General features: G+C 60.4%; 24 protein-coding genes and 1 tRNA gene. 8 read left to right on the plus strand and 17 right to left on the minus strand.

The genetic code is table 11. From position 1 onward, the window contains the following. Positions 1 to 100: 100 nt before the first annotated feature. Positions 101 to 760: a tRNA (guanosine(46)-N7)-methyltransferase TrmB gene (trmB, locus tag ACYQ3S_RS05030; protein WP_459687614.1), complete on the minus strand. Its 660-nt coding sequence runs from the start codon at positions 758 to 760 to the stop codon at positions 101 to 103. 188 nt (positions 761 to 948) lie between these two features. On the opposite strand from trmB, the gene malQ reads away from it, so the two are divergent. From malQ to ACYQ3S_RS05050, 4 genes are all read left to right on the plus strand, one after another. Then, a complete protein-coding gene (malQ, locus tag ACYQ3S_RS05035) occupies positions 949 to 2,442 on the plus strand; it encodes a 4-alpha-glucanotransferase (protein WP_459687615.1) in 1,494 nt (497 codons plus the stop codon). Positions 2,443 to 2,482: 40 nt separating this feature from the next. Then, positions 2,483 to 3,694 carry an HAD-IA family hydrolase gene (locus ACYQ3S_RS05040; protein ID WP_459687616.1) on the plus strand — a complete coding sequence of 404 codons (1,212 nt, stop codon included), beginning with the start codon at positions 2,483 to 2,485 and terminating at the stop codon, positions 3,692 to 3,694. 138 nt (positions 3,695 to 3,832) lie between these two features. Further along, positions 3,833 to 4,480, plus strand: a complete 648-nt coding sequence (locus ACYQ3S_RS05045; RefSeq protein ID WP_459687617.1) for a helix-turn-helix domain-containing protein — start codon at positions 3,833 to 3,835, stop codon at positions 4,478 to 4,480. Between the two features lie 91 nt (positions 4,481 to 4,571). Continuing rightward, positions 4,572 to 4,647 (plus strand) — tRNA-Gly (locus tag ACYQ3S_RS05050). 103 nt (positions 4,648 to 4,750) lie between these two features. Here the strand turns inward: ACYQ3S_RS05050 and ACYQ3S_RS05055 are convergent. Continuing rightward, a complete protein-coding gene (locus ACYQ3S_RS05055; RefSeq protein ID WP_459687618.1) occupies positions 4,751 to 5,212 on the minus strand; it encodes an NAD(P)H-dependent oxidoreductase subunit E in 462 nt (153 codons plus the stop codon). Beyond that, a complete protein-coding gene (locus tag ACYQ3S_RS05060) occupies positions 5,178 to 6,038 on the minus strand; it encodes a pyridoxamine kinase (protein WP_459687619.1) in 861 nt (286 codons plus the stop codon). Before ACYQ3S_RS05060 ends, ACYQ3S_RS05055 begins: the two co-directional genes overlap by 35 nt. 157 nt (positions 6,039 to 6,195) lie before the next feature. Between ACYQ3S_RS05060 and ACYQ3S_RS05065 the strand changes: the two genes are divergently transcribed. From ACYQ3S_RS05065 to ACYQ3S_RS05080, 4 genes are read left to right on the plus strand one after another with little or no spacing between them, the layout of a single operon-like run. After that, positions 6,196 to 7,476 carry a glycoside hydrolase family 10 protein gene (locus tag ACYQ3S_RS05065; protein ID WP_459687620.1) on the plus strand — a complete coding sequence of 427 codons (1,281 nt, stop codon included), beginning with the start codon at positions 6,196 to 6,198 and terminating at the stop codon, positions 7,474 to 7,476. A 20-nt stretch (positions 7,477 to 7,496) separates the two neighbouring features. Continuing rightward, positions 7,497 to 8,228, plus strand: a complete 732-nt coding sequence (locus ACYQ3S_RS05070; protein WP_459687621.1) for an acyl-[acyl-carrier-protein] thioesterase — start codon at positions 7,497 to 7,499, stop codon at positions 8,226 to 8,228. A 3-nt stretch (positions 8,229 to 8,231) separates the two neighbouring features. After that, a complete protein-coding gene (locus ACYQ3S_RS05075) occupies positions 8,232 to 8,543 on the plus strand; it encodes a hypothetical protein (RefSeq protein ID WP_459687622.1) in 312 nt (103 codons plus the stop codon). Beyond that, entirely contained in the window at positions 8,527 to 8,967 is a 441-nt protein-coding gene (locus tag ACYQ3S_RS05080) for a HEPN domain-containing protein (protein WP_459687623.1), read from the plus strand. Before ACYQ3S_RS05075 ends, ACYQ3S_RS05080 begins: the two co-directional genes overlap by 17 nt. 41 nt (positions 8,968 to 9,008) lie before the next feature. Here the strand turns inward: ACYQ3S_RS05080 and ACYQ3S_RS05085 are convergent, their stop codons facing one another. The 14 genes from ACYQ3S_RS05085 to mraZ all read right to left on the minus strand — a co-directional run bounded on the left by ACYQ3S_RS05085 (position 9,009) and on the right by mraZ (position 25,469). Then, positions 9,009 to 10,292, minus strand: coding sequence for a glycosyltransferase family 2 protein (locus ACYQ3S_RS05085; protein WP_459687624.1), 1,284 nt, complete (start codon positions 10,290 to 10,292; stop codon positions 9,009 to 9,011). Between the two features lie 356 nt (positions 10,293 to 10,648). Beyond that, positions 10,649 to 11,068 (minus strand): YjdF family protein, encoded by a 420-nt coding sequence (locus tag ACYQ3S_RS05090; protein WP_459687625.1) that lies wholly within the window; start codon positions 11,066 to 11,068, stop codon positions 10,649 to 10,651. A 193-nt stretch (positions 11,069 to 11,261) separates the two neighbouring features. After that, on the minus strand, positions 11,262 to 12,203 hold the full coding sequence (locus tag ACYQ3S_RS05095) for a magnesium transporter CorA family protein (RefSeq protein WP_459687626.1): 942 nt from the start codon (positions 12,201 to 12,203) through the stop codon (positions 11,262 to 11,264). Positions 12,204 to 12,388: 185 nt separating this feature from the next. Next, positions 12,389 to 13,537 carry a cell division protein FtsZ gene (gene ftsZ / locus ACYQ3S_RS05100; RefSeq protein WP_459687627.1) on the minus strand — a complete coding sequence of 383 codons (1,149 nt, stop codon included), beginning with the start codon at positions 13,535 to 13,537 and terminating at the stop codon, positions 12,389 to 12,391. Between the two features lie 298 nt (positions 13,538 to 13,835). Beyond that, a complete protein-coding gene (locus ACYQ3S_RS05105; RefSeq protein ID WP_459687628.1) occupies positions 13,836 to 14,765 on the minus strand; it encodes a cell division protein FtsQ/DivIB in 930 nt (309 codons plus the stop codon). Positions 14,766 to 14,782: 17 nt separating this feature from the next. Next, entirely contained in the window at positions 14,783 to 15,919 is a 1,137-nt protein-coding gene (murG, locus tag ACYQ3S_RS05110) for an undecaprenyldiphospho-muramoylpentapeptide beta-N-acetylglucosaminyltransferase (RefSeq protein WP_459687629.1), read from the minus strand. 21 nt (positions 15,920 to 15,940) lie between these two features. After that, entirely contained in the window at positions 15,941 to 17,188 is a 1,248-nt protein-coding gene (locus tag ACYQ3S_RS05115) for an FtsW/RodA/SpoVE family cell cycle protein (RefSeq protein ID WP_459687630.1), read from the minus strand. Positions 17,189 to 17,225: 37 nt separating this feature from the next. Beyond that, a complete protein-coding gene (gene mraY, locus ACYQ3S_RS05120; protein ID WP_199855202.1) occupies positions 17,226 to 18,224 on the minus strand; it encodes a phospho-N-acetylmuramoyl-pentapeptide-transferase in 999 nt (332 codons plus the stop codon). Then, a complete protein-coding gene (locus ACYQ3S_RS05125) occupies positions 18,221 to 19,603 on the minus strand; it encodes a UDP-N-acetylmuramoyl-tripeptide--D-alanyl-D-alanine ligase (protein ID WP_459687631.1) in 1,383 nt (460 codons plus the stop codon). The genes mraY and ACYQ3S_RS05125 overlap by 4 nt, the downstream gene beginning before the upstream one ends. 26 nt (positions 19,604 to 19,629) lie before the next feature. Then, complete coding sequence (locus ACYQ3S_RS05130; protein WP_459687632.1) at positions 19,630 to 21,072, minus strand: UDP-N-acetylmuramoyl-L-alanyl-D-glutamate--2,6-diaminopimelate ligase; 1,443 nt, start codon at positions 21,070 to 21,072, stop codon at positions 19,630 to 19,632. Positions 21,073 to 21,082: 10 nt separating this feature from the next. Beyond that, the gene (locus ACYQ3S_RS05135) at positions 21,083 to 23,473 is read right to left on the minus strand and encodes a penicillin-binding transpeptidase domain-containing protein (RefSeq protein ID WP_459687633.1); all 2,391 of its coding nucleotides are present in this window, start codon (positions 23,471 to 23,473) and stop codon (positions 21,083 to 21,085) included. Between the two features lie 98 nt (positions 23,474 to 23,571). Next, positions 23,572 to 24,057 (minus strand): cell division protein FtsL, encoded by a 486-nt coding sequence (locus ACYQ3S_RS05140; protein WP_459687634.1) that lies wholly within the window; start codon positions 24,055 to 24,057, stop codon positions 23,572 to 23,574. Positions 24,058 to 24,077: 20 nt separating this feature from the next. Next, positions 24,078 to 25,025, minus strand: a complete 948-nt coding sequence (gene rsmH, locus ACYQ3S_RS05145; protein WP_459687635.1) for a 16S rRNA (cytosine(1402)-N(4))-methyltransferase RsmH — start codon at positions 25,023 to 25,025, stop codon at positions 24,078 to 24,080. Positions 25,026 to 25,052: 27 nt separating this feature from the next. Further along, positions 25,053 to 25,469, minus strand: coding sequence for a division/cell wall cluster transcriptional repressor MraZ (gene mraZ / locus ACYQ3S_RS05150; protein ID WP_459687636.1), 417 nt, complete (start codon positions 25,467 to 25,469; stop codon positions 25,053 to 25,055). Positions 25,470 to 25,672: the final 203 nt, after the last annotated feature.

The raw sequence follows: 25,672 nt of genomic DNA on the forward strand, positions 1-25,672 counted from the left end.
ATGCCGGTTATAAATATAGGATAGCACTTTTCCGGCATATGTCAATAACTTTTATTTTCCACAGGAAAAAGCGGCCCTGCGGCCGCTTTTCATCCTCCCTCTATTTTCTTAAAAATTCCGGCAGCCGCCGGCGCGCCTCCAGACGGTAGATGCGCGCGCCCTCGGACGAGAACTTCTCCTCATATTCGGTCATCACGTTGCCCTCGAAATCCGAGTGGTGCAGGTCGAGCGAGATATTCTGGAGCAGCCAGCCGTACTGACAGATCTCCGCGAGCGTCCACTCAAAAAAGCGCTGGTTGTCGGTCTTGAAGCACAGGTCGCCCTGCTGCTTCAGCAGCTCGTCATATACCTCCAAATACGCGCGCCACGTCAGGCGGCGCTTGCGTTGGCGGTTAGGCGGCCACGGGTCGGAAAAGTTCAGGTAGATGCGGTCCACCTCGCCCGGGGCGAACACCTCGCGCAGCTCGGCCGCGTCAAAGGATACGAACCGCAGGTTGGGCAGCGGGTGCTGCTGGCAGCGCTCCGCCGCCATGATGAGCGCGCCCTCCTCCCGTTCGACCGCGATAAAGTTGATCTCCGGATGCTGCTCCGCCATGCCGATCGCAAAGCGCCCCTTGCCGCAGCCGATCTCCACATGCAGCGGGTGGTCGTTGCCGAACAGCGCGCGCCAGCGGCCGCGCTTTTCCTTCGGCTTGAACGCCATCACATCCGCGCACGCGGCAAAGCGCACGTCCAGGTTTTTCTTTTTGCGCATTCTCATGCGTTGATATTCCCCTTTTTTGTGTTTTTAACCCTCTTATTATAGCCTGCCGGCCAGCCGTTTGCAAGCGGATTCCGCACGGTCTCCCGTTGCCCTCGTCCGCTTCCAGTCTTTGCCGGCAAGAATAACTCTTGGGAAATCGGCCGAACTGTGTTATAATGAGTCATATTGAATTGGGGGAACGCAGTATGTTCAAACGCTCCAGCGGCGTGCTCGCGCACGTCACTTCTCTGCCCTCGCCGCACGGCGTGGGTACCATGGGCAAGGCCGCGTATGATTTTGTGGATTTTCTCGCCGCCGCCCGTCAGACCTATTGGCAGGTCCTGCCGCTCGGCCACACCGGTTTCGGTGATTCGCCGTATCAGTGCTTTTCCGCAGCGGCGGGCAACCCGTACCTGATCGACCTCGACCTGCTGGTGGAGGACGGCCTGCTGACCGCGGCCGAGGTCAGGGCCGGCGACTTCGAGGCCTCACCGGACGAGGCGGATTTCGAACAGCTCGCGGATACCCGCTGGCCGCTGTTCCGCAAGGCGTACCGCCGCGCAGACGACGCGCTGCGCGCCAAGATCGACGCGTTCCGCGAGGAAAATGCCGCCTGGCTGCCGGATTATGCGCTGTTTATGGCGCTCAAGGAGGAAAAATACCACAATATGCCGGTCTATCTTTGGCCGGACAAGGCGGTGCGCGACCGCAAGCCCGCCGCGCTTGAAAAGGCGGCCGCCGAGCTGCGGGACGAGATCGACTTCCGCATCTTCCTGCAATATGTCTTTTTCCAGCAGTGGAACGCGCTGCATGCCTACGCCAATGAGAAAGGCATCCAGATCATCGGGGATATCCCGATCTACGTTTCCGCGGACTCCTCGGATGTGTGGACGCACCCGACACTGTTCAAGCTCAAGGCCGACCGCAGCCCCAAGCTGGTCGCGGGCGTGCCGCCCGACTACTATTCGGCCACCGGCCAGCTCTGGGGCAATCCGGTGTATGACTGGGATGCGCACCGCGCGGAGAACTACGCCTGGTGGATCTGGCGCATGAAAAGCAACATGGCGCTGTTCGATGTGGTGCGGCTCGACCACTTCCGCGGTTTCGCGGCCTACTGGGAGGTCAAGGCCGGATCGGAAAACGCGATCAAAGGCCGTTGGCGCAAAGGCCCGGGCATGGAGCTGCTCCGCGCCATCGAACAGGCGCTCGGTCCGGTCCGGCTCATCGCGGAGGATCTGGGCGTGCAGACCGACGAGGTGCGCGAACTGCTCGCAGAAAGCGGCCTGCCGGGCATGAAGGTGCTGATCTTCGGCTTCACGCCGGCCGAGGACAACGAGCACCTGCCGCATAACTTCGTGCCGAACAGCATCGTTTACACCTCCACGCACGACTCCCAGACCGTATGCGAGCAGATCATGGATATCTGCACCGAGCCGGAAAAGCAGTTTGCCTACCGGTACCTGCGCACCTCGCACAGCGAGGCCATGGGCTGGAGCGCGATCAAAAGCGTCTGGGCCTCGCCCGCGTGCATCGCCATGACCACCCTGCAGGACCTGCTCTCGCTCGGCGCGGACGCGCACATGAACACGCCCGGGACGATCGGCGGCAAGAACTGGCGCTGGCGCGTGCGGCGGGAGGCGCTCAACCCGACGGTTTCCTCCCTGCTGGCCGAGATCACGCAAACCTATATGCGCGGCTGAAGCCGCGCCCACCCAAACAGATAAAAAGGATAGCGATAGCATGAAAATCAACACGGCAATCTTTGATTTGGACGGCACCCTGCTCAACACCCTCGGCGACCTGTGCGACAGCGTCAACTGCGCGGTCATGCGGCGCGGCTTCCCCGCCGTGACCGAGGAGCAGACGCGCAAGCGCGCGGGCAACGGCGTGCGCAAGCTGGTCGAGCGCTGCATTCCGGAAAACAAACGCACCGAGGCCATGGTTGACGCCTGCCTCGACGACTTCCGCACCGCCTATAACGAGCGCATGATGAACCGCACCCAACCGTATGACGGCATCCTCCCGCTGCTCAAGGCGCTGAAAAAAGCCGGCGTTTCGGTCGGCGTGCTTTCCAACAAATATGATCTGGCCGCCAAGGGGCTGATCCGGCATTATTTCGGTGATCTGGTGCAGGTCACCTGCGGCGAGCGGCCGGACACCCCCCGCAAGCCTGATCCGACCAGCGCGCTCCAACTGCTGCGCGAGCTGGGCGGCGACGCGGCGACCGCCCTCTACATCGGAGACAGCGCGGTCGATATGCAGACCGCGCGAAACGCCGGCCTGACCGCTGTCGGCGTGACCTGGGGCTTCCGTCCGGCCGAGGAGCTGAAAGCCGCCGGCGCGCAGGCACTGGTAAGCGACCCGTCCGAATTGCTGCCGATGTTCGAACGCGGCCTGCCGGGGGTGGACGCGATCTGCAGGGCCTTCACCGCGCGCGGCTTCGGCTTTACTTACTTCCCCACCGCGCAGGAGGCGCAGCGCTATCTGACCGACGCCTGCGCGGGCAAATCGGTTTCTCTCGGCGGCTCGATGACGCTCAAGGAGCTGGGTTTTCCGGAAGCCTTTGCCGGAAACACCTCTGTCCACTGGCACTGGCTCAAGCCAGGTGAATTCTTCCAGACGCCCGACATTTATCTCTGCTCCGCCAACGGCCTGTCGGAAAACGGCGAGATCGTCAATATCGACGGCACCTGCAACCGCGTCGCGGGTACGCTGTTCGGCCCGAAGCGCTGCATCTTTGTCTGCGGCATCAACAAGCTGTGTCCCGATCTGGAAAGCGCGATCGACCGCGCGAAAAACGTCGCCGCCCCCCTCAACGCTAAACGACTGTCCGGAAAGGATGATCCGGAGATTGTGGAAAAGCTCTGCCGCGCCATGGTGATCCACATGGGGCCGCCCACCAAAATGGAAAAGTGCGAGGTCGTGCTGATCGGCGAGCCGCTCGGCTATTGATCTTTCCGGCGCGTTTTGCGAAAAACGCGCCTTTTTCCTGTCTGCAACCGCCGGTTGCGCAATTTCCAGCCCCGCTTGGTGGCATGCAACCGCTTTTTCCGGTAAAATTAGTCTCATCAAGCAAGGAGGTAAGCAAACATGACGCTTGGAGAAAAAATCATCAGCCTGCGCAAACAGCGCGGCTTATCGCAGGAGGAGCTGGCCATCACACTCGGCGTATCGCGGCAGGCGGTTTCCAAATGGGAGACCGAGGACGCCACGCCGGACACGGATAAGGTAATCGCGCTCGCAGACTATTTTGACGTCACGACCGACTGGCTGCTGCGGGATATCGAGCCGCCGGCGGAGCAGGCGGACGGCGGGGCCGCTGTCCCTGCCCTGTCCGATATGCTGCGCAGCGCGCCCATGCTGCTCGACCTGACGACCGGCGGCTGCGTGTTCGGCGCGGCGCTATTGCTATTCGACTGGTGGCAGCAGACCTACTACTGCATCCCCACTATCCTCGGCCTGCTGATCCAGATCGGGATGTGCGCACTGTTCCTGGGCTTATGCAGCTCGATCGGGTCGCAGGACGCCGCAAAAGGCCTCGCTTTGCGGGCCCGCTTTTGGCGGCGCAACATCTTCCCGCTCGCGCTGATGCCCTGCATGTGGGCAGCCTGGATGATACTGTGGCTGGCCGCACAGCGGTTCGCCGTCAGCGTCCTGCTCCAGTTCCCCCTGGCGCTCGCGCTGTACCTGTTCGTATGCTTGCGTATCCAGCTTCGCACACGCGGCGGCAAGGGCTGAAAATTTTTCTGTTTTTTCATTTTTATGCTTGACAGTTCATCACACCTTTGCTATAATAAATATCGCGCTGATAAGTCCGGCGCGATAGCCTGCGGCTGTAGCTCATCTGGTAGAGCGCCACCTTGCCAAGGTGGAGGTAGCGAGTTCGAGCCTCGTCAGCCGCTCCAATAAACAAAAACGCCTGTCTTTTGGACAGGCGTTTTTGTTTCCGTCATCGCGTGGTTTCGCTCCGCGCAAAAAGCGGGCGGCCTGTGAAAAGGCCGCCCGCTTTTAACATTCTCCCTCGATCAGCTTGCGCAGCTTTTCCTCCGTCATCCCTGTATGGATATCGCCGTCCCATTTGACGCAGGGGCCTTTGCCGCATTTTTTCATGCAGCCCGCCGCCTTGTAGCGGAAGCCGGCTTCCGCCGTGCCGCCCGCCTGCACGCCATAGGTCCGTTCCACAAAATCCGATAACGCCGCCTGTCTGGCGCAGTTTTTCCCGCCGCAGACAGACAGTGTATGCGGCGCGTCCTCGGTTCGGATCGACGGATACCGCTTGAGCAGCGCATCGATGAACGTCATTTTCAGCTCCAGCTTTTCCGCGGTCCTTTCCAGCGCTTTCTGCGGTATCACGCCGCCGAACAGCGTCTGGACCTCCCGCAAAAGCTGGATCAGCTCGTTCTGGTCACGGGCAGCGCCCCGATCGCGGTAAGCCTTAATGATCTCCTTCAGTTCTTCCTTGTGCTTCATCGCATCCTCCCGCCAAATGATACAGCAGCTTTTCAAATTGTACGCCGTGCATCGGGTCGGTCTGCTGCGCCGCCGTATAGGCGATGCAGTCCTTGACATATTCGCCCGCGCGGTCGCACGCCGCGGCCAGCTTTTCCCCGTTCAGAAGGCTGCCCAGCATCACGGAGGCGAACAGGTCCCCTGTTCCCGGGTAGTACCGGTCGATGCGGCGGTGCAGACTCAGCGCGCCGCCCTCCGCCGTCAGACAACCCGAGCCTACGCGCCCTTCCGCAAAATCCAGGCCGGTCAGCACAACCTGCGCGCCATACCGCGCGCGCAGCGCGCGCATCCATTCCCAGGCCTCCTCCGCGCCGCGCGGCTTGCCGGACGGGTCGCGGTCGAGCAGGATCGCGGCTTCGGTCGTATTGGGGGTGATGATATCCGCGATGGCGCAAAGCTCCCGCATGCGAGTACACATCTCGGGCGTGTAGGTGTCGTATATCCTGCCGTTGTCGCCCATCACAGGGTCGATCAGGGTGATCCCGTCCACGGCCTTCAGCCGCCGCGCCGCCTCCCGCACCCGATCGATCTGATCCGCGGAGCCAAGAAAACCCGCATAGACCGCTTCAAACCGCAGCCCCAGCGCGTCGTACTGCTCTATTGTTCCCTGCATCGCGCCGGTTAAGTCGGTCGTCACCCAGTTTGGGATCGCCGTATGGGTGGAAAACACCGCTGTTGGCAGCGGCACGCACTGATGCCCCGCCGCGGAAAGCACCGCAATGATCGGCACGAGCGACGAGCGCCCGAATCCGGACAGGTCGTGCAGCGCCAAAACTTTTTTCTGCATGAAAGCCTTTCACATCCTTTTCCCTGTCCATCATACGATGGATCGCCGGCAAAGTCAATGCTCCTTTCCGCAGCCGGACGACGTATTCCTTGCTTTCCGCCGGCCAAAATGGTAAAATAAGAATAAAGCTACGCGCATTTACCAAAGGAGTATTTTCATGCTGAAACGACGTATTTTATCGCTTTTTCTCCTGCTTGCCCTGCTGCTTCCCACCGCTTCGGCCGCAAACGGCAGCGCGGCCAGGGACGGTATCCGCGGCGTCTGGGTTTCCAGCGTTTATAATATCGACTATCCCACCCGACAGGGCATGACCGCGGACGAACTCAAAAGCGAAGCGGACGCGATTTTGGACAACATTGCGTCCATGGGCCTGAACACCGTGTTCTTTCAGGTCCGCCCCTCCGCGGACGCGCTGTACCAGTCCGACCTTTTCCCCTGGAGCCGTTATGTGAGCGGCACGACGGGTCAGGCGCCCGACGGCGGCCTCGACCTGCTCGCCTATTGGGTAAACGGCGCGCACAGCCGCGGCCTGCAGCTCCACGCCTGGATCAACCCTTACCGCATCACCAAGGACGGCGAGGCGGAATGGGCCGCGCTGCCGGAAAGCAGTCCGGCCAAGCAGCATCCGGAATGGGTCGTGCAGTACGATGGGAATTACTATTTTGACCCCGGCCTGTCCGCCGTGCAGCAGCTCGTCATTGACGGCGCGGAGGAAATCGTCCGCAATTACGAGGTGGACGGCATCCATCTTGACGATTATTTTTATCCAGGGCCGGATTTTAACGACGCCACCTCGTTCGCGCGCTACGGCGGCGATTTTGAGGATATCGGGGACTGGCGGCGCGACAATGTCAACACGCTGATCGCCGCGCTCGACACGGCGCTGCATGAGCTTGACCCCGACCTCTCTTTCGGCGTCAGCCCCGCGGGTATCTGGGATAACCGCTCCTCCAATCCCGAGGGCAGCGAAACCAACGGCCGCTCCTCCTACCGTGAGATATACTGCGATTCGGTCGAGTGGATCGAGGCCGGCACGGTCGATTATATCTGCCCTCAGCTCTATTGGTCCATCGGCTACGAGATCGCGGACTTCGAGATCCTGCTCGACTGGTGGCAGAACGTTGTGGCAACCAGCGACGTCGCGCTCTATATCGGCATCGGCGCGTACCGCGCGGCCGAGGCGCAGCCCGGCGACGTCTGGTATGGCACGGCCGAACTGGAGCGGCAGCTGGACATGATCGAAAGCAGCATCGATGTGCAGGGCGAGGTGTTTTTCAGCTATTCCTCCCTGATCGATACCGCCAACTGCTCGTCCATGCTGACCGAGCACTATACCGAGATTGACGGCGTCCCGCCCGGAGACGCCGCCGGCGAGTCCGCGCAGCACAGCAGTCTGCTGGAAATCCTTTCCCGCTTTATCACCAGCCTGTTTTATTAACCGATTGGAGGCGCATTCCCTTGGCCGACCTGCTTTCCCGTGAATATGAGGTCAATTACAGCCATGTTGACAACCGCGGCATCGCAAAGCCGTCTTTCCTGTGGAACATCATGCAGGACGCGGCGACCGTACACGCGGAGGCGCTGCATCTCGGCCCCGCAGAGCTTCGCATCCTGTGGGTCCTGTCTCGAATGCGCGCCACGCTCCTGCGGCCGCTGCTGCCCTATGAGCGCATCCGCTGCGAAACCTGGTGTCCCGGCATCCGCGGCGCAAGCTGGTACCGCTGCTTTGCGTTTTTTGCCAACGAAAAGCTGGTCGGCGAGGCCCAGTCCATGTGGGTGACGCTTGACCCGCAGACCCACCGCATCCTGCGTCCCAGCGGCTTCCCAGCGGCCGCGGATTACCTGCATACGGCGCGCGGCGCGTTATTCGACCCGCTGCCCAAGCTCTCCTGCGCGTCTGTCAAGCCGCATCATGTCCACCCCGTCCTGTATTCCGATCTGGACGTCAACAACCATGTCAACAACGTCCGCGTCGTCGAGCTGATCTCGGACGCGCTCGACCTGCAGCGGCAGCCGGGCTTTATCTCCGAGCTGCAGGTTAACTACACGGCGGAAACCACGTTCGGCGAGCAGCTCGCGCTTCTCTGCGGCACGGTGGGCGCGGCCCGCTACGTCCGCGGCGAGGCGGATGGAAAGCCGCATTTTGAAGCGCTCGCCACATTGTCCCCTCTGGAAAGGCAGGTGTCCTGAAGCATGACCGATCTGATAAAGCAAACGGCCGACGATATCCTGCGGATCTGCAGGCCGGAAAAAATCATCCTTTTTGCCGAAAAACGCACGATGGCGACCGGCAAGCTCAAAGCGCTCAGCCTGTGCGTCATTGTGCCGGACGACGTGGACTGCCGCAAGCTGCGGCCGCGCCTGCACCTTGCGATCTCGGCCGATGTGCCGGTCAATCTGAGCGTATACACCGCAGAGGAATGGGAGGACCTGTGCGCCGACGAAACCTCGTACGCCGCCTGGATCGCCCGGAAAGGCCAGGTAATCTATGAGCCGACGACGTAAAGGGGCCTCCGACAGTCATTTCTATTACAAATGGCTGGACAAAGCGCTGTGCGACCTGCAGTGCGCCCGCCTGCTTCTGACCTATGGCGGCGACCCTTACAACACCGCGTTCCACTGCCAGCAGGCGATTGAAAAAGCGCTCAAGGGCTATCTGCTCTACCGCACCGGCAGACACTTTGACGGACACAACCTCACCTATCTGTGCCGGCAGGCCATCCGCATCGATCCGGATACGTTTACCGAATACCTCGATGAAAGCGCGGCGCTCAACGACCTTTATATTGAAACGCGCTACCCCACCGACCTCCCTTTTGAGATCGACGAGCACGAGATCCGGCGGTATCTGGATATGGCCGAGCGCATGTTCGCCGCGATCCGCAGGGAGCTTTACGCCGGCGGCCGGCCGCACCGCATCGAAGAATAATGAAAGCCTGCTGCGTTCCCCGCAGCAGGCTTTTTAGTCTTTTATGCCCGTTCTTTTCCCTTTTCCGCCTTGGCCGCCAAGCCATGCCGGATCGGCTTCCACTCCACCTTGTTCACCAGGGCGGCAAGCGAGATCGGTATGTACGTCAGCATAAACAGCGGAAACGTGAACATAAACACAATCTTTTTCCATGCCGGACCATCAATTTTCTTCCATTCGGACAGCATCGTGACCGCCCCGAACAGGAACAGGCTGAACGAAATCCCCTTAACCGTCATCCAAATAATCCGGCCCAGCATACGCAGCACGCGGTATGTGATAAACGCCGGCTGCGCAAGGCTGCTCAGGCAGGCGATCAGCGCCAGCGCCAGCACGCCGAGCGTGACCAGGTTGCCGGGCGCGACCGTCATCAGCATATCATAACAGGACATGCTGCGGCGCCCGCCGCGCAGGCAGCCGCCCAGCAGCGCGCCGGTATAGCGCGCGTCGATCTGGTAAAAGCCCTTGGTCCAGCGCATTCGCTGATCCCACGACTGCCGGAACACGGTCGGCTGCTCGTCGTAGATCACGGCCGTGCCGCAGTAGCCGATCTTCCGGCCGCGGATCGCGCATGAAACAGAAAACTCAATGTCCTCGGTCAGCAGATGGTAAGGCCAGCCGCCATCCTCGCGTATCACATCCGCCGCGACCAGGAAGCCGGTGCCGGAAACCGCGCAGTTCACCCCGAGCTGGGTGCGCGGGCGGTTCAGGTAGCGCGCTTCCCGCAGGAACCACAGCGCATAGCCCGCGGAAATCCAGTTGTCACAGAAGTTTTTGGAATTGCGGTAGCTGGTCAGGGCCGCGTATTCGCCGGTGTCGAACATCTTGTTCATTTCCCGCACAAACTGCGGGTCAACCAGATTGTCCGCGTCAAACACGAAGAAGCCTTCGTAGGCCTGCTCGCCCTGGTCCTCGAAAATGCGGCGGAACAGATAGTCGAGCGCATATCCCTTGCCGACCTGCACCTTGTTAAAGCGCTCGTAAACGATCGCGCCCGCCTGACGGGATACCTCCGCCGTGCGGTCGGTGCAGTTATCCGCAATCACGATCACGTCCAGCAGCTCGGCGGGATAGTCCTGCCGCTTGAGGCTTTTGATCAGGTCGCCGATCACGTTCTCCTCGTTGCGCGCGGCGATGATCGCCGCATAGCGGTGCAGCGCGGGGGCCTGCTTCCCGCCTTTCCCCTTTCCGAAAAAGCCGACCAGCAGGTAAACGATCTGGTATGCATAGGCTGCGGTAAAAAATATGAATAAAACAAACTGTAAACTTTCTAAAAAGCGAAGCATGGCGAAAACTCGTCTCCTTCATTCCCACTCGCAAAGTTACTCTCTCTAATCCTTGTACTATCATAGCACTATTGCCGTATTATGCAATAAGTTTTTGCTGGAAATTCACCACCTCCTTGCATTTTTCACTGTTCGCACAAAAACCCAGATATTTTTTCTGTAATTTTCATCATACTTTTTTGTCGTATTTCTGTCACATTATTTATTGCAGTATAGCAGAAAACCGGACGGATTCCATGAAGGATTTCTTAATTTTTTTGATATTTTTCCCTGCCGTCCGTCACATTGGGCCGTTTAACTGTTATCGTGATGAAAGGGAGCGCCGTTATACCGTTAAAAAGCACAAGGGACACGATTCAGTGTCCCTTGTGCTTTTCCCTGCGCTTTTGCCGGTGCTTTTCATAGCGTTCCGCAGCCTCCCGCGCTTTTTCCTCCCGTGTGCGGATGCGGCGCGCGGTTTTCCCCTGCTCGCGCTGGGCGGCAAGCGCCCGCTGCGCCCGCGTACCGGTCCCCGACCGCTCCACCGCCTGACGGGCGGCGCGCTGGCGGCGCTTGGGGTTATCCGGCCGCGCCGGCCGCTCGCCCGCCGGTATCGGCGGGCTGAACCGCAGCCGCCGCCAGCTTTGCAGCAGGAACGCATACACCTCGTGATCCCTGGGCTCCGCGCCGAACACCGTCCGGCTCGCCTCATACCAGCCGCCGCTCTCCCGCTCATACAGCACGGCCCAGAACGGGTCGTCAAAATACACGGTCACACGGCAATTGACTGTGCGCATAGAAATTCCTCCTTTATTGGTTCTGCGCACAGAGAACGGACAACCAAAGGAGGCAGGTTACTGGCGGCGGTCCCCCCGCCGCGTCCGGACTACCAACCGGACCGTGTTTTTATCTCTGCCCTTTCATTATATAATGGCGGGACCCATCCGTCAAACCGGCAAAGAAAAAGCGCCGCATCCGCGGCGCAATAGGTTAATCCAGATTTTTCTTTTTCAGCATGAACCAGGCGAAAAAGCAGCCCCCGACCGAGATCGCCAGCGGAATCCACCAGACAAAATCGCCCGGTATCCGTCCTCCCTCTATATTCATCCCATAAAAGCCAAAGATGATATTGGGGATCGTCATGATGATGGTCAGCACGGTCAGCACCTTCATGATGATGTTCAGATTGTTGGAAACGACCGACGCGTAAGCATCCATCGTGCCGGACAAAATGCTCGAATAGATGCCCGCCATTTCGATCGCCTGCCGAATCTCGATCAGCGCGTCCTCCAGGATATCCCGATCGTCCTCATACAGCTTGAGCACCCGTCCGCGCAGCACCTTTTCCATGGTAACTTCGTTGCCCTTCAGGGAAGCGGAAAAGTATACCAGGGATTTGGAAAGGCCCAGAAGCTGGATCAGCTCCTCGTTTTTGAGCGAATCATACAGCCGCTTTTCGATTCGGGTGAAGTCGCGTTCAATCATGCGCAGGTTTTTCAGGAAGCGGCCCGCCACCCGCAGCAAGATCTGGAACACAAACCGCGTGCGCATCGCCGTATGGACGCCCTTTACCGCGCCCTCCGCGATCGACCGCAGGATGATGCTGTCGTCCAGGCAAACCGTGATAACCGCGTTCTGCCCCACTACAATCCCCATTGGCAGGGTGCTGAACATCTGCCCGCCATCTTCGACCGAGCTTTTCTCCACCATCGGAATGTCGACGATCATCAAAAGCTGGTCGTCCTCCGTCTCGACACGGGAGCTTTCCTCCGGATCGAGCGCCGCGCGGATAAATTCCTCTTCCACCCGCGCCACCCGCGCGATCTCCTCCAGCTCGTCCGAGCTGGGATGCACCATATTGACCCAGCAGCCCTCCGTAAAGCCCGAAAGCTCGGTTACGCGGCCGTCGATCGTCTTGTAAAATTCTACCATATCTTACCGCCTTTCTGCGGCGGCAATTATCCCTCTGCGCCACCGCGAGCATTTATTATTTTCATACTTCGAGGGTCCGCACTCACGGTGATCACACTCCTTTTACACGAACTTTACAAGGCCTTTTCAGACCAAAACAGCCCTGTAAAGGGCTGTTTTGCATGATTATACAAGCATCAACAGAATCAGCGGTGATCCTTATCAAAAATGCGCATCAGCACGTCGAACGCCGCGTCGTCCGAGCCAAGCTCGTTCGACTGGCTGCTCTTGACGGAAGCGGACTTGTCCTCCGCTGCCGCGGTCGACGCCTCGGTGAACAAGCCGGAGGACGCCGGCTCCGGAGCCTTTCCATCCATATTCAGCTTCGCGGAATTGGGGATGTTGTCAAATCCGGTGGCAATAACGACTACGCGGATCTCGTCGTCCATCGTGTCGTCGATAAACGCGCCAAAGATGATATGCGCGTCCGGATGCGCCGCCTGCTGGACCATCGTCGCAGCGGTTTCGACCTCATCCAGGCCGATATCATCCGAACCGATAACAGAAACGATAACACCGTGCGCCATATCGATCGAGGTTTCGAGCAGCGGGCTGGAAATCGCCATGCGCGCGGCCTCCGCCGCCTTGTCCTTCCCAGCGGCGCGGCCCGTGCCGATATGCGCATAGCCCGCGTCCTTCATCACCGAGGTAACGTCCGCAAAGTCCAGGTTGATGAAGCCCGGCACGGTAATCAGCTCGGAAATATTCGCGACCGCCTGCCGCAGCACGCCGTCCGCAATCTCAAACGCGTTCTTGAACGTGATCTTCTGTTCGGAAACATATTTCAGGCGCTCGTTCGGGATGATGACCAGCGAATCGACGTTCTTGTTCAGCTCGTCGATGCCGCCCAACGCCTGCTCCAGACGCTTCTTACCCTCGAACGCAAACGGACGGGTGACAACGCCGACCGTCAGGATACCCATTTCACGGGCGATCTGCGCCACAACCGGCGCCGCGCCGGTGCCGGTGCCGCCGCCCATACCGGCGGTGATGAACACCATATGGGTGTTGGCCAGCGCCGCGGCGATCTGCTCCTTGCTCTCCTCCGCAGCCTTGCGGCCGATCTCCGGGTTTGCGCCCGCACCCTGTCCCTTGGTCAGCTTCTCGCCGATCTGGATCTTGGTGCCGGCCTGAGAGAAGTTCAGCGCCTGCATATCTGTATTGATCGAGATAAACTCAACGCCCTGCACGCCGCTTTCGACCATGCGGTTGACCGCATTGCCGCCGCCGCCGCCCACGCCGATGACTTTGATATTTACTACATTATCCAAGCCCTGTTCAAACTCAAAACCCATTGTTGCCATCCTCCGTTATGATAAAAAATCTTTCAGATTATCTTCGTTACACAATATCAACGGCCTGTCCCTCTCCGGAAGCGGAATGGACAGACAGCCCCTATTGTTTTAATTTTACCTCTTTTTGTTCTATTTTGCAACACATATTAGTGAATCCCTCAAAAAAATATTGAGTTTTTCTGTATCTTTCCACCAAAGGCGGCGCCGGTATTTTTCACCAATATCCGTGTATCTCTCCGCCGTGAAAAAGCCTTGTGCGGGCGCTGCAGCCTTTTAACGGGACAGGGCGGCGTGCCGGTCATTCGGGACCCTCCGAACCGGCGGCGCCGCTGTCCGCCCCGCCGTCGGCTTCTCCTGTATTGTCTCCGCCGGCTGCGTCCAGCGCGTCCGGATCGACAATCGGGCTGTCATCCGTCTCCTGTCCGGTTGCGGAACGCGCGATGTTCTCCGCGGTATCCGGCACAAAATGCAGCCTGTTTTTCGCATCCCAGTACAGCCGCCCGATATCGGAGGGCGAGAGCCGCCCATCGATCACAGTCTGCGCAAAGCGCAGCCGGTAGGCAAGCTGCTCCATCGTACCGACGCGGATATCGAACCGGTCCAGATAGCCGACGCGCACATCGGTGAGCGACTGCAGGTTGATGAAATCGGTTTCCGAGAGCATGTCCGCCGCATCCAGCGTTTGCAGCACGGTCAGCAGCGCGTCCACATAGGCATCCGCAGCCGGCTCCAGCATCTGCCCCGGCTGGACCGCCTCGAGCGTCACGCCGGCCACGACCGGCAGGCCGTTATCCGTCGCCGCCTGCTCCAGCACTTTGCCCTGCGCGCTGACCAGATAGTACACGCCGTTGGTGGAAACGGCCACTGCCGCCCGGCATTCGGTCACTGTGACGACCAGCGCATCCGGCAGGTGTCGCCGGATCTGCACGGTTTCCAGATAGGGAAACTGCTCCAGCAGGCTGTTTGTCGTTTTTACCTTATTCCAAAGATAAAGGTTGTCCCCTTTTTTCACATCCATGCCCGCGACGATCTCCTCGGGCGTGTATTTGGTGGACCCCTCCACGGAAATCGTGTCTACCTTGAAAAAGACCGTCAGGGCGAGCACGGCGGCCGACAGCAGTATGCCGACAAACAGCAGCCGGCCGACCGTATGGAAAAACCGCTGCCGCCGGTTCGCCCGTTTCCGCATCTGTTCCGGCGTTTTCTGTTTTCGCTTCCTGCGTCTCATGCAAGCGCCCCTTTGCCTTATTTTTGCCGCTCGCGGACAGCCTGCATGATCTCGCGGTAAATTTTTTCGCTTGCGTCATGCGCGGCCAGGCGCGTCGCGTCGCGCCCCATCTGCCGCAGGCGTTCCCGATCGGACAGCAGCTCCCCGATCTCGTCGTACAGCCGCTGGGGCGAAGCGTCCTTCTCCAGCAGCACGCGGCAGCCGCCTGCCTGCTCGAGCGCGCGCGCGTTTTTCTCCTGATGGTTCTCCGCCACGAACGGCGAAGGCACCAGCAGCGCGGGCCGCCCCAGCATGCACAGCTCGCCCATCGTCGCCGCGCCCGCGCGGCAGACGATCAGGTCAGCCGCCGCCATGCGGTCTGCCATATCGTAAATATACTCGGTCAGTTCGATATTGGGATGCTCCCGCAAAGCCGCGCCCTGCTCCTCCGCAAGCCGCGGCATCCAGTCGCGCGCCGCCGCGCCCGACGCGTGTACATGCCGGTACGGCACATTGTTTTTGCATTCCAGCGCGATCGTACCCGCCATGTGCTCATTCATATATTTCGCGCCCATGGAGCCCCAGAACGAGACGACAAGCTGATCGTCCTCAGACAGGCCGAAGCGGGCGCGCGCCTTTTTCCGGTCCGCTGACAAAATCTCGCCGCGCACGGGCGCGCCGGTCACGACCACCTTGTCGCCGCCGCCGAGCAGCGTTTTCGCCTGCTCAAAGCAGACCAGCACGCGGTCCGCCTTTTTCGCCAGCATTTGCGTCACCTTGCCCGGCAGAGCGTTGACCTCGAGCAGCACGGTCGGTATCCCCATTTGCTGCGCCGCGCGGACGACCGCGAACGACGCATAGCCGCCGCAGCCAATCACGCAGTCCGGCCGCGCCTCCCGCAGCAGCTTTTTCGCCTTGCCGACTGCGGACACGGCGAGCCGCGCCGCTTTCAGGTTGTGCGCAAGCCCCTTCGGGCTCATGGAACGGGACAAGCCGATGATCTCAATGGTATCCAGCGGATACCCCTCGCGCGGGACCAGCTTGTTTTCAATACCGCGCGCCGATCCCGCGAACCGGACGACCGCATCCGGATGCTTCTGCTCAAAATACCGCGCGATGGCAAGCCCGGGCGTCACATGCCCGCCCGTGCCGCCGCCAGTGATATACAGCCTCAAACCTGATTTCCCCCTATCGCTTCATTCTTCGTTGCGCGCGTCTATCCGCATATACCGCGATATATTCAGCAGTATCCCCATTTCTCCGAGCTGCATGAGCAGCGCCGTGCCGCCATAGCTGAAAAACGGAAGCGCCGCGCCCGTCACCGGAATAATGCCCGTAACGACGAACAGGTTCATCAATGTCTGTATCGCCAGCTTTGCGGTAATGCCGGTCGCCAGCATCGCGCTGAATTTATCCGGCGCCGCCCGCGCGACGCGGAACCCGCGGTAAATCAGATAAGCGAACAGCAAAATCACCAGCAGCGCGCCGATAAAGCCCATTTCCTCACACCACGAGGCAAAGATGAAATCGTTCTGCGGTTCGGGCAGGTACAGGTGCTTCTGCCGTCCCTGCCCAAGCCCAAAGCCGAAAAAGCCGCCCGAGCCGATGGCAATCTGGCTCATCGCCCCCTGGAAGCCCTTATCCGTCATATCCGAAAACGGGTCGAGCCATACCGCGAAACGGTCCCGCACATGGGAGAACATGAAATAAAACGCCGTCAGCGTTCCGGCGCCTACCACGCCGATCGGAACGAAATACCACAGCCGCATGCCGCCCGCAACGAGGATGCACACGCCGATGCCGCAGACAATCATCATCGCCGAGGTGTGCGGTTCGAGCGCCAGCAGCACAACGTATACCGCAAGCAGGAAGCCGTACGGCCGGAGCAGCCCCTTAAAGCTGCGCACGCTCTGCGCGTCGCGCGCAATCCAATACGCGAAGCACACAATAACGGCAAGCTTTGCCAGCTCGGACGGCTGAAAGCCGAACAGCCAGCGCCGCGCGCCATTATACCAGGTGCCGATGCCCGGTATCGCAACCAGGATCAGCAGCACGACCGACACCGCCAGAAACGGCTTATAAAACCTGGCGTACAGCTTATAGCTGAACTTGGAAATAACGATCATTGCGACCACGCCGGCCGCGGCGACCATGCCCTGCCGCGTAACGAAATGCAGGGAATCGCCTTTGAAATTGTAATAGCCGGTCGAATAGCTCGCGGAAAACAGCGCGACCAGACCGATCGCCAGCAGCAGCATAACCGAAAAGAAAATACCCGCGTCCCAGGTATGGGCGCGCACGCGCGTCCGCTCGCGGAGCCGGCCGTCCGAGGGCTGCAGCGCCGCCTCGCCCCTCTCTTCCGCCCGCATGGCGGGACGGTCCGCATACCGCGGTCCCGCGGTCATCCTGCGCACCGTGCGCGCTTGTCTGGTTGTCGTTGCCATGTGGACACCTCCGAACGGGCTTTGAATTACAAACAGTTTACAGGACCGGCGCCAGCGCTACATAATACGCCAGCAGGCAGAGCAGAATGGTCGCGCCGGAAAATATCAGCACGATCTTCTTTTCGCCCCAGCCGCACATTTCAAAATGATGATGGATCGGCGCCATCTTGAACAGGCGCTTGCCGCCGGAAACCTTGAAGTACGTCACCTGCAGGATGACGGACAGCGTTTCGATAATATAGATCAGCCCGACCAGCAGCAGGATCAGCGGCATATCGCAGGCAAACGCCAGACCTGCCACCGCGCCGCCAAGGAACAGCGAGCCCGTGTCCCCCATGAAAACCTTGGCCGGATTGAAATTATAGATCAGGAACGCCGCCAGGCCGCCCGCGAGCGCCGCCGCGAACAGCATCACGCCAGCGTCCTGCCGCGCAATGCCGACAAACACAAAGAAGATGGCGACCGGCAGGGTCACGCCTGCGGCCAGGCCGTCGATACCGTCGGTCAGGTTGACCGCGTTATCCGCGCCCACGATAACGAACGCGGCGAAGATGATGTACAGCGGCCAGGGAAGCGGGATCGCCACAGCGGTAAACGGGATCCAGAGGGCGGGCAGTCCGTCTGACTCCAGAAACAGCACCAGGATGAACGCGCCCGCCACCAGAATTTGAAGCACCAGCTTCTGCTTGGGCGTCAGCCCCGCGTTTTCCTTTTTGCGGATTTTGGCGTAATCATCCACCAGACCGACCGCGCCGTACGCTGCGGCAAGGCCCAGCACCGCCAGCGAGGAAACCGAAACCCCTCCCAGCAGCGTGTTGCCCGCCAGCACCGCCACTGCAATGCCGATGATAAACATAAACCCGCCCATCGTCGGGATGTTCTGCTTGTTCATATGCCATTTCGGCCCGATCTCCAATATTTTCTGGCCGAATTTCATCTTGCGCAGATAGCGGATCACCGCCGGCCCGATCGCCGCCGTGATCACAAATGCGACCGCGCAGACAATCAGCGCAGTCCGGATATTGATCGGTGTCATTCTTCCACGTCCTCCCCTAAGAACCATGCGAGCGCGCGCTCCATCCGCATGCCGCGGCTGCCTTTGAACAGCAGCGCGTCGCCCTTTTCCGCATCTCGCCGCAGCGCCGCGACAAGCGCGGCCTGGTCGTCAAACGCATACGCCGCGGCCATGCCGCGCTCCTTCGCGCCCGCGACCATCGCGCCCGCGTCCGGCCCATAGGCATACAGCGCGTCGGCGTTTTCCGCGGCCGCGCGTCCCGCGCGGCGGTGGCCCTCCTCCGCATAGCCGCCCAGCTCCAGCATGGAGCCAAGCACCGCGAGCCGCCGCCCGCCTTCCGCCATGCCGCCGAGCACCTTGAGCGCCGCCTCCATGGCGTCCGGACTGGCGTTATAGCAGTCCGCAAAGATGCAGTAGCCGTTCTGCTCGTAAATATTCTGCCGCATGCCGCTCGCCTCATAGGAGGAAAGCCCTGCGGCGATATGCTCCGGCGTCTCGCCCAGCAGCAGGCCGACCGCCGCCGCCGCAAGCGCGTTAAGTATATTATGCGCGCCCGGTATGCTGAGTTTTGCCGAAAAACGTCCGCCCTGCGGCAATGCGGCCGCCGGCAGACCGTTATTTACTATATCAAATGCACCGTCTTCATGCAAGTATGCCGTTAAATCACACGCCGGATTTTCTATTCCATAGGTAACCGTCCGGCAGCCCAGCGCGTCCCGCTTCTCCCAGAGAAGGGGTTCGTCTCCGCAGAGCACAGCGCAGCCGTCCGGCCGGAGGCCCTCCAAAATCTCGAGCTTCGCCCTGCAGATGCCCTCGCGCGAGCCAAGAAATTCAATATGCGAGGTGCCGATATTGGTGATGACCGCGATATCCGGCTGCGCGGCCGCGGTCATGCGGGACAGCTCCCCGAAATGGTTCATGCCCATTTCCGCAACCATAACCTCGGTTTTCCTGGTCATTTGGAGCAGGGTGAGGGGCAGGCCGACCTCGTTATTCAGGTTGCCTTCGGTTTTCTGTGCGCAGAACTGCTGCCTGAGCACGGCGTAAAGCAGCTCCTTGGTCGTCGTTTTGCCGACCGAGCCGGTCACGCCGACCACCTTGCCGCCGCACAGCCGGCGGTAGCCGCCCGCCAGATCCAACAGCGCCTGCGCGGTGTTCTCCACATACAGGGCCGGCACCGGATAGGTTTCGTTCTGCCGGTGCGACACCACGGCCGCGGCGCCGTTATCCACCGCCTTCGCAATAAAGTCATGCGCGTCGAAGCGCTCGCCCTTGAGCGGCAGGAACAGCGTTTCCGGCGGTATCTGCCTGGAATCCGTGGAGACCGACGACAGGGACGCCGCCCCGTGCGCCTCCCCTCCGGTCCATTCCGCTGCCTGCGCCAGTGTAAAGCGTTCCATCAATCGATTCCCCCAAGCTATTTTTCTTACTTCCTATCCGCGAAATAATCCGCGACAATCTCCCGTTCATCCATATGATGCTTCACATGGTTGACCTCCTGATAGGTTTCGTGTCCCTTGCCCATCAGGACGATGATATCCTCTTTCCTGGCGTGCGCAAGCGCCCACCGGATCGCTTCCGGCCGGTCGACGATGACCTGCGTCGGCGTTTTGGTGTCTTTCATGCCCTCCAGGATATCGTCGATAATGGCCTGCGGCTCTTCGGTGCGCGGATTGTCGCTCGTCACGATGCAGAAATCCGCCAGCGCCGCCGCGATCGCGCCCATTTTAGGCCGCTTGGTCCGGTCGCGGTCCCCGCCGCAGCCAAACAGCGCTACGACCCGCCCCTTGGCAAAGCCGCGCACGGCGCGCAGGACGTTTTCCACCCCGTCGGGCGAGTGCGCGTAGTCGATCAGCACCGTATAATCCGTATCGGTCGGCACCACCTCGACGCGGCCTTTCACGCCCGTTGCCGTGGCCAGCGCCTTCGCGGCATCCGCGAGCGGCATATCCAGCTGCAGCGCGATCCCCAGCGCGGCCAGCGCATTCTCCACGGAAAAATGGCCGGGTATCGCCAGACGGACGCGCGCCAGCTCGCCCCTGGTGTTGGCCAGGAAGGAAACGCCATCCGCATGCAGGCCGATATTTCTGGCGGTCAGGTCGGCGGCGTCCTTTTCACAGGAAAACGTCAGGCATGGACACAGGGCGTCGGCCAGCATGGCGCCGGCCGCCGGATCGTCCAGATTGATCACGCCCCTGTCGCTGACCGCGAACAGACGCGCCTTTGCCCTGCGGTACTCCTCCATGGTTTTGTGGAAATCCAGGTGGTCCTGCGTCAGATTGGTGAACGCGCCGACCGCAAAGCGGATGCCGTGTACGCGGTCGAGCACGAGCGAGTGCGAGGACACCTCCATAATCACATGCGTGCAGCCGGCGTCCCGCATGCGGGCGAACAGCGCCTGCAGCTCATAGCTCTCCGGCGTGGTGCGTTCGGTTTCGATGACCTCGCTTCCGATCAGGTTCTGGTTGGTGCCGATCAGCCCGACCGTATGCCCCGCCTGCTCCAGAATATGCTTGACAAGGTAGGTCGTGGTGGTTTTGCCGTTCGTTCCGGTCACGCCGAGCATGACCATGCTGTCCGCCGGATGGCCGAAGCGGTTGGCCGCGATCTCCGCCAGCGCGCGGCGGGAGTTCTCCACCACGACCGCCGGCACCCCCGCCGGCGCTTCTTCACATACGACCGCCGCCGCGCCCTGCGCGAGCGCCTTTTCGATATACCGGTGGCCATCCGTCGCATAGCCGCGGATGGCGACGAACAGGTCGCCCTTTTCCACCGCGCGCGAATCATACCGCACCTCGCCGATTTCCAGCTCCGGCGCCGCCGTGCGGCTCTGCACCGCAACGCCGGCCAGCAATTCCTGTAATTTCATTCCGTTCCTCCTATCGGTCGTCGACACCCGTTGTGTCGGAAAATTCAACCGTGACCACCGCGCCGATATTCACCTTGGTCCCTTTTGCCGGACTCTGCTGGCTCGCGGTGGTATTGCCTGTGATCTGCGAGGAGGCGACCCCCTTCTGCTTGAGGTACAGTCCGTACTGCTCCAGCGTGTCGCGGCACTCGTCCGGCGTCAGTCCGGTCAGGTCAGGTACCTCGATCTGCTCCGCAGGCTTATCCTCGCCCATATACAGGATAACCTTGCCGCTGGCCGGAATGCGCACGCCGCTGGCCGGCACCTGGTCGGTGACCGTGTCGCCGCTGCCGACGACGCGGTACGCAAAGCCCGCCTGCTGCAGCGTGCTCGCCGCCTGCTCCTGCGTGGAACCGACCACGCCGGGTACAGTCAGCTCGCGGCGGTCGTTTTCCTCATCGGTATACACCGGCGTCACGCCGATATACGGCAGCACATCCTCCATGATGCGGCCGACGACCGGCGCGGCGATTGCGCCGCCGCCGTGCGGCGAGGATTCCGGCAGGTCGCTGATCGCGACCAGCACCACGATCTGCGGATCGTCCATCGGCGCCACGCCGATAAACGAAGCCGTATAGCGGTCCTCGACGTCCTCCGCCTCTTTCAGAATCTCCGAGGTCGCGGTTTTGCCGCCCACACGGTAGCCGGGTACATAGGCGTTTTTACCAGTGCCACTGGACACAACCTGCAGCATTGTATCGCGCATGTACGCGGAGGTGTCCTCCGAAATGACTTGGCGGACAACCTCGGTCTCGGTCGTGGATTTGATCGAACCGTCCGCATTCAGCACCTCGCGGACCAGATAAGGCTTTTTCAGCCTCCCGTCGTCCACGATGGCCGAAATCATGCTCGCCATCTGGATCGGCGTTACCTGGAAGCGCTGGCCGAACGAGGATACCGCGAGCGCCACCTCGTTCCACGAGGTGCTGTCCTCCACGTCAAAGAAGATGCCCGGGCTTTCATTCGGCACGTCGATGCCAGTCCTGCTGTTCATGCCGAACGCCTTGAAAAAATCGTAAAAGCGTTCCCTGCCGGTCTTTGCCACAATCTGCATCATCGCCACGTTGCAGGAGTTCATCACCGCCTGCGTCAGCGTCTGCGAGCCATGCCCGTTGGTGTTGTGGCATTTGATCGGTTCCTTCCAGTCGCCGACCATCATCGAGCCGCCGCAGTAAAAGGTATCCTCCGCATGCACCACGCCCAGCTCATACGCGGTCGCCACGTTCATCAGCTTGAAGGTCGAGCCCGGCTCGTAGGTATCGGTCACAACCGGATTATACCACATCTTGTAAAGCTCCTCGGTCCGCGCGTCCGTCAGCGCGTCAACCAGGGCCTCATTGTTCTGCACGCTCTCCGGCAGGTTATCCAGCCCGCCCTCCTGATAGTATTTGTCAGGGATCTCCGCCGATACGCCGGCTTCCTCCAAAAGCTTCTGCACAGTCTCCTTCAGCTCGTTCAGGTACCGTTCGTCCGAGATCACGCGCGGCTGGTTGGGGTCGAAGTCCGGCAGGTTGGCCATCGCGAGCACCGCGCCGGTCTTGACATCCATTACAATACCCGATACGCCGTCGCGTGCGTTGGGATTATCCGCCAGCGCGGTTTCCAGATGCTTTTCCAGGATATTCTGGATGTCGCTGTCGATCGTCAGCACAAGCGAGTTTCCGTCCGTTGCCGGAATGTACTGCTGATAATCATACGGCATATCCTGGTTTTTGGCATTCTGCGCACGGACGATGCGCCCTGCAGTACCGGCAAGCTCGCTCTCGTATTCGGATTCCAGGCCGTAAACGCCCACGTTATCGTCGTTGACATAGCCCAGCACGGTGGAAAGGAAAGCGCCGTATTTGTAATACCGCTTGGTGTCCGGCTCGGAATAGACCGCGTTGCCGCAGCCCGCGGCCTCGAGCTTTTCATACAGGACGTTTTCCGTGTCCTTATCTACCTTTTGGGCGATGATCTGATACTGGGTATCGGTTCTTTTGATTTTCCCCAGCACGGTGTCGTAGTCCAGCTCCAGCGTGTCGGCAAGGATCTGCGCCAGCTCCTGCTGCTGCTGTTCCGCCGGTATCCCCTTGTTCACCTTGGACTCGTCGATCACAGCCTTGGGATTGACCGTAATGCGGGCGACTGAGGCCGATTCGGCCAGCACCTGCATGTTCGCGTCATAGATCGTGCCGCGGTTGGGCGTGACCAGCGTGTCCCGCGTCTGCAGCGTTGTCGCCTGCTGCACATAAAAGTCGTTGCGGAACACCTGCATATACAGCAGGCGCACGGCGACCAGGCCAAAGCCGATCACCACAAACGCCAGCGTGAGTATCACGATGCGCGAGCGCATTAAATTGTTCGGTCCCTTTGCTGCCATTTGCGTTGCATCCCTCCACTGCCGTTTGGTCGAAAAAAAGCGTAAGGAGTCAGAAGTTTCCACCTCTCACTCCCCTATTACGCATCCTATTCATTTACTTACCGGATATATTCCAGGGCCGCAGAAAAGCTACGGGCCAGGCCGGAAAACAGCGCGTCCAGCGACACCCCGCTCTGCGCCACCGTGACCGTATCCGGATTGGTCAGTTCCACATATTCGATCTGTGAATTGTCCATTTTTACCATGCCCAGGCGGTTCACCGCATATTCCTCCACCTGCGTCATGTCCATGCTGTTCATCTGCTTGCTTGACAGGGAAACATTTTCCGCCGCAAGCTCGTCGAGCGCCTCGGTCTGGGTGCTGACCTGCGCGGTCAGCTGGGTCAGCTGCATCTGGCAGAACAAGATATACACCGCTGCGATCGCAATGACGCTGACGCACACGAACACGTTCAGCCGCACGGCGGCTTTTTTGCGGCGGCGCGGCGTCGGGACTGCACGGAGGTCGCGTGTTCTTTCCTGTTGTACGGGCGCCATGCGCTCTTCATACTGTTTGTACGCTACGCTCTCCCTGCTGGCAGTCATCATTGCATTTCCTTTCTGTCCTATGCGTCTGTTCCTATCTTTTCGCACACGCGGAGCTTTGCGCTCCGCGCCCGCGGGTTGTCTGCAAGTTCTTTCTCATCCGGCAGAATCGGCTTGCGGGGCGTCAGCCTGACTTTAGGCTTCCCGCCGCAGACGCAGACCGGAAAATCCTTCGGGCAGGTGCAGCCCTGCGCCGCCTGCTGGAACGCGGCTTTGACAATGCGGTCCTCCAGGCTGTGGAATGTGATCACCGCCAGGCGCCCGCCCGGGTTCAGGCAGTCGATCGCCTTGTCCATCGCTTCCCGCACCGCGCCAAGCTCGTCATTAACGGCTATGCGGATCGCCTGGAAACTGCGCTTGGCCGGATGCTGTTTTTCCCGCAGCGCCTTGGCCGGCATCGCACCCTTTATGATTTCGACAAGCTCTCCCGTCGTTTCTATCGGCTTTTTTTCCCGCTCCCGCTCGATGGCCGCGGCGATCAGCGGCGCATAGCGTTCTTCGCCGTATTCGAACAGGATGCGGCGCAACTCCTCCCTGCTCCAGCCGTTTACCACGTCGTGCGCGGTCAACGCCTGCGTCCGGTCCATCCGCATGTCGAGCGGCGCATCCTTCATGTAGGAAAAGCCCCGCTCCGCATGGTCCAGCTGCGGCGACGAAACGCCCAGGTCGAACAGGATTCCGTCCGCGCCCGCCAGCCCCAGGCCGGCAAGCACCCGATCGATCTCGCGGAAGTCGCTTTTCACCGTGTATACGCGCTGCCAGACATCCTTCAGGCGCACCTTTGCGTTTTCCAGCGCCTCGTCGTCCCGATCGATGCAGACCAGGCGCCCAGTATCATGCAAACGCTCCGCAATGCGGAGCGAATGTCCGGCGCCGCCCGTCGTCGCATCGACGTAAACGCCGTCCGGCTTGATATGCAGCGCCTCCAGACAGGGTTCGAGCAAAATGGAAACGTGATGAAATTCCATACGCTGACCCTCCTTGTCCGGCGCTTTTTAGAACCCGAGATCCTCCATGGCCTCCATGATGCGATCATCGGTGATGTTGTCATTGTAAGCCGCCCATTTCGCGGCGTCCCAGATTTCTGCATGGTTGGAGGCGCCGATAACGACCGTCTCCTTGCCCAGCCCTGCGTACGCGCGCAGGTTGGCGGGCAGCAGGATGCGGCCCTGCGCGTCCAGCTCGGCGTCGAACGCGGCCGAGAAGAAAAAGCGCTGCAGATCGCGGGATTTGGACATGGGCAGGGAGCGGATGCGCTCTTCCAGCCCCTCCCACTCTTTTTCCGGATAAACGGCCAGACATCCGTCCAGCCCTTTGGTGACGGTGAAGCGTTCGCCCAGCTCATCACGAAGCTTGGCCGGCATCGCCAGACGCCCCTTGGCGTCTATGGAATGCTTGTATTCGCCTTTCACCGATTCACACCACGCTTTCCCTTTGGTGGAATCCGTGACACTTTACCCCACTTCTCACCACCTTGAATCCATTATAACGAGAAGCCCTCCAGATTGCAAGAATTTTTTCGTATTTTTTTGCGGAAGATTATGGCGGTAAAATGAAAAAACAGCGATTTTTGCAATTTTTCAAACACTTGTTCGATTATTTTCCCTTTCCACAA

Source organism: Agathobaculum sp. TL06, assembly GCF_054658635.1.

Excerpts from the sequence above, each read along its gene's own strand:
- ACYQ3S_RS05075 (WP_459687622.1), top strand. The coding sequence starts at position 8,232 with ATGACCGATCTGATAAAGCAAACGGCCGACGATATCCTGCGGATCTGC.
- ACYQ3S_RS05085 (WP_459687624.1), bottom strand. The coding sequence starts at position 10,292 with ATGCTTCGCTTTTTAGAAAGTTTACAGTTTGTTTTATTCATATTTTTT.
- ACYQ3S_RS05130 (WP_459687632.1), bottom strand. The coding sequence starts at position 21,072 with ATGAAATTACAGGAATTGCTGGCCGGCGTTGCGGTGCAGAGCCGCACG.
- ACYQ3S_RS05080 (WP_459687623.1), top strand. The coding sequence starts at position 8,527 with ATGAGCCGACGACGTAAAGGGGCCTCCGACAGTCATTTCTATTACAAA.
- ACYQ3S_RS05065 (WP_459687620.1), top strand. The coding sequence starts at position 6,196 with ATGCTGAAACGACGTATTTTATCGCTTTTTCTCCTGCTTGCCCTGCTG.
- ACYQ3S_RS05115 (WP_459687630.1), bottom strand. The coding sequence starts at position 17,188 with ATGGCAACGACAACCAGACAAGCGCGCACGGTGCGCAGGATGACCGCG.
- trmB (WP_459687614.1), bottom strand. The coding sequence starts at position 760 with ATGAGAATGCGCAAAAAGAAAAACCTGGACGTGCGCTTTGCCGCGTGC.
- mraY (WP_199855202.1), bottom strand. The coding sequence starts at position 18,224 with ATGACACCGATCAATATCCGGACTGCGCTGATTGTCTGCGCGGTCGCA.
- ACYQ3S_RS05135 (WP_459687633.1), bottom strand. The coding sequence starts at position 23,473 with ATGGCAGCAAAGGGACCGAACAATTTAATGCGCTCGCGCATCGTGATA.
- ACYQ3S_RS05055 (WP_459687618.1), bottom strand. The coding sequence starts at position 5,212 with ATGAAGCACAAGGAAGAACTGAAGGAGATCATTAAGGCTTACCGCGAT.
- ACYQ3S_RS05105 (WP_459687628.1), bottom strand. The coding sequence starts at position 14,765 with ATGAGACGCAGGAAGCGAAAACAGAAAACGCCGGAACAGATGCGGAAA.
- ACYQ3S_RS05095 (WP_459687626.1), bottom strand. The coding sequence starts at position 12,203 with ATGGTAGAATTTTACAAGACGATCGACGGCCGCGTAACCGAGCTTTCG.
- ACYQ3S_RS05140 (WP_459687634.1), bottom strand. The coding sequence starts at position 24,057 with ATGACTGCCAGCAGGGAGAGCGTAGCGTACAAACAGTATGAAGAGCGC.
- ftsZ (WP_459687627.1), bottom strand. The coding sequence starts at position 13,537 with ATGGGTTTTGAGTTTGAACAGGGCTTGGATAATGTAGTAAATATCAAA.
- rsmH (WP_459687635.1), bottom strand. The coding sequence starts at position 25,025 with ATGGAATTTCATCACGTTTCCATTTTGCTCGAACCCTGTCTGGAGGCG.
- malQ (WP_459687615.1), top strand. The coding sequence starts at position 949 with ATGTTCAAACGCTCCAGCGGCGTGCTCGCGCACGTCACTTCTCTGCCC.
- ACYQ3S_RS05045 (WP_459687617.1), top strand. The coding sequence starts at position 3,833 with ATGACGCTTGGAGAAAAAATCATCAGCCTGCGCAAACAGCGCGGCTTA.
- ACYQ3S_RS05125 (WP_459687631.1), bottom strand. The coding sequence starts at position 19,603 with ATGGAACGCTTTACACTGGCGCAGGCAGCGGAATGGACCGGAGGGGAG.
- ACYQ3S_RS05060 (WP_459687619.1), bottom strand. The coding sequence starts at position 6,038 with ATGCAGAAAAAAGTTTTGGCGCTGCACGACCTGTCCGGATTCGGGCGC.
- ACYQ3S_RS05090 (WP_459687625.1), bottom strand. The coding sequence starts at position 11,068 with ATGCGCACAGTCAATTGCCGTGTGACCGTGTATTTTGACGACCCGTTC.
- ACYQ3S_RS05040 (WP_459687616.1), top strand. The coding sequence starts at position 2,483 with ATGAAAATCAACACGGCAATCTTTGATTTGGACGGCACCCTGCTCAAC.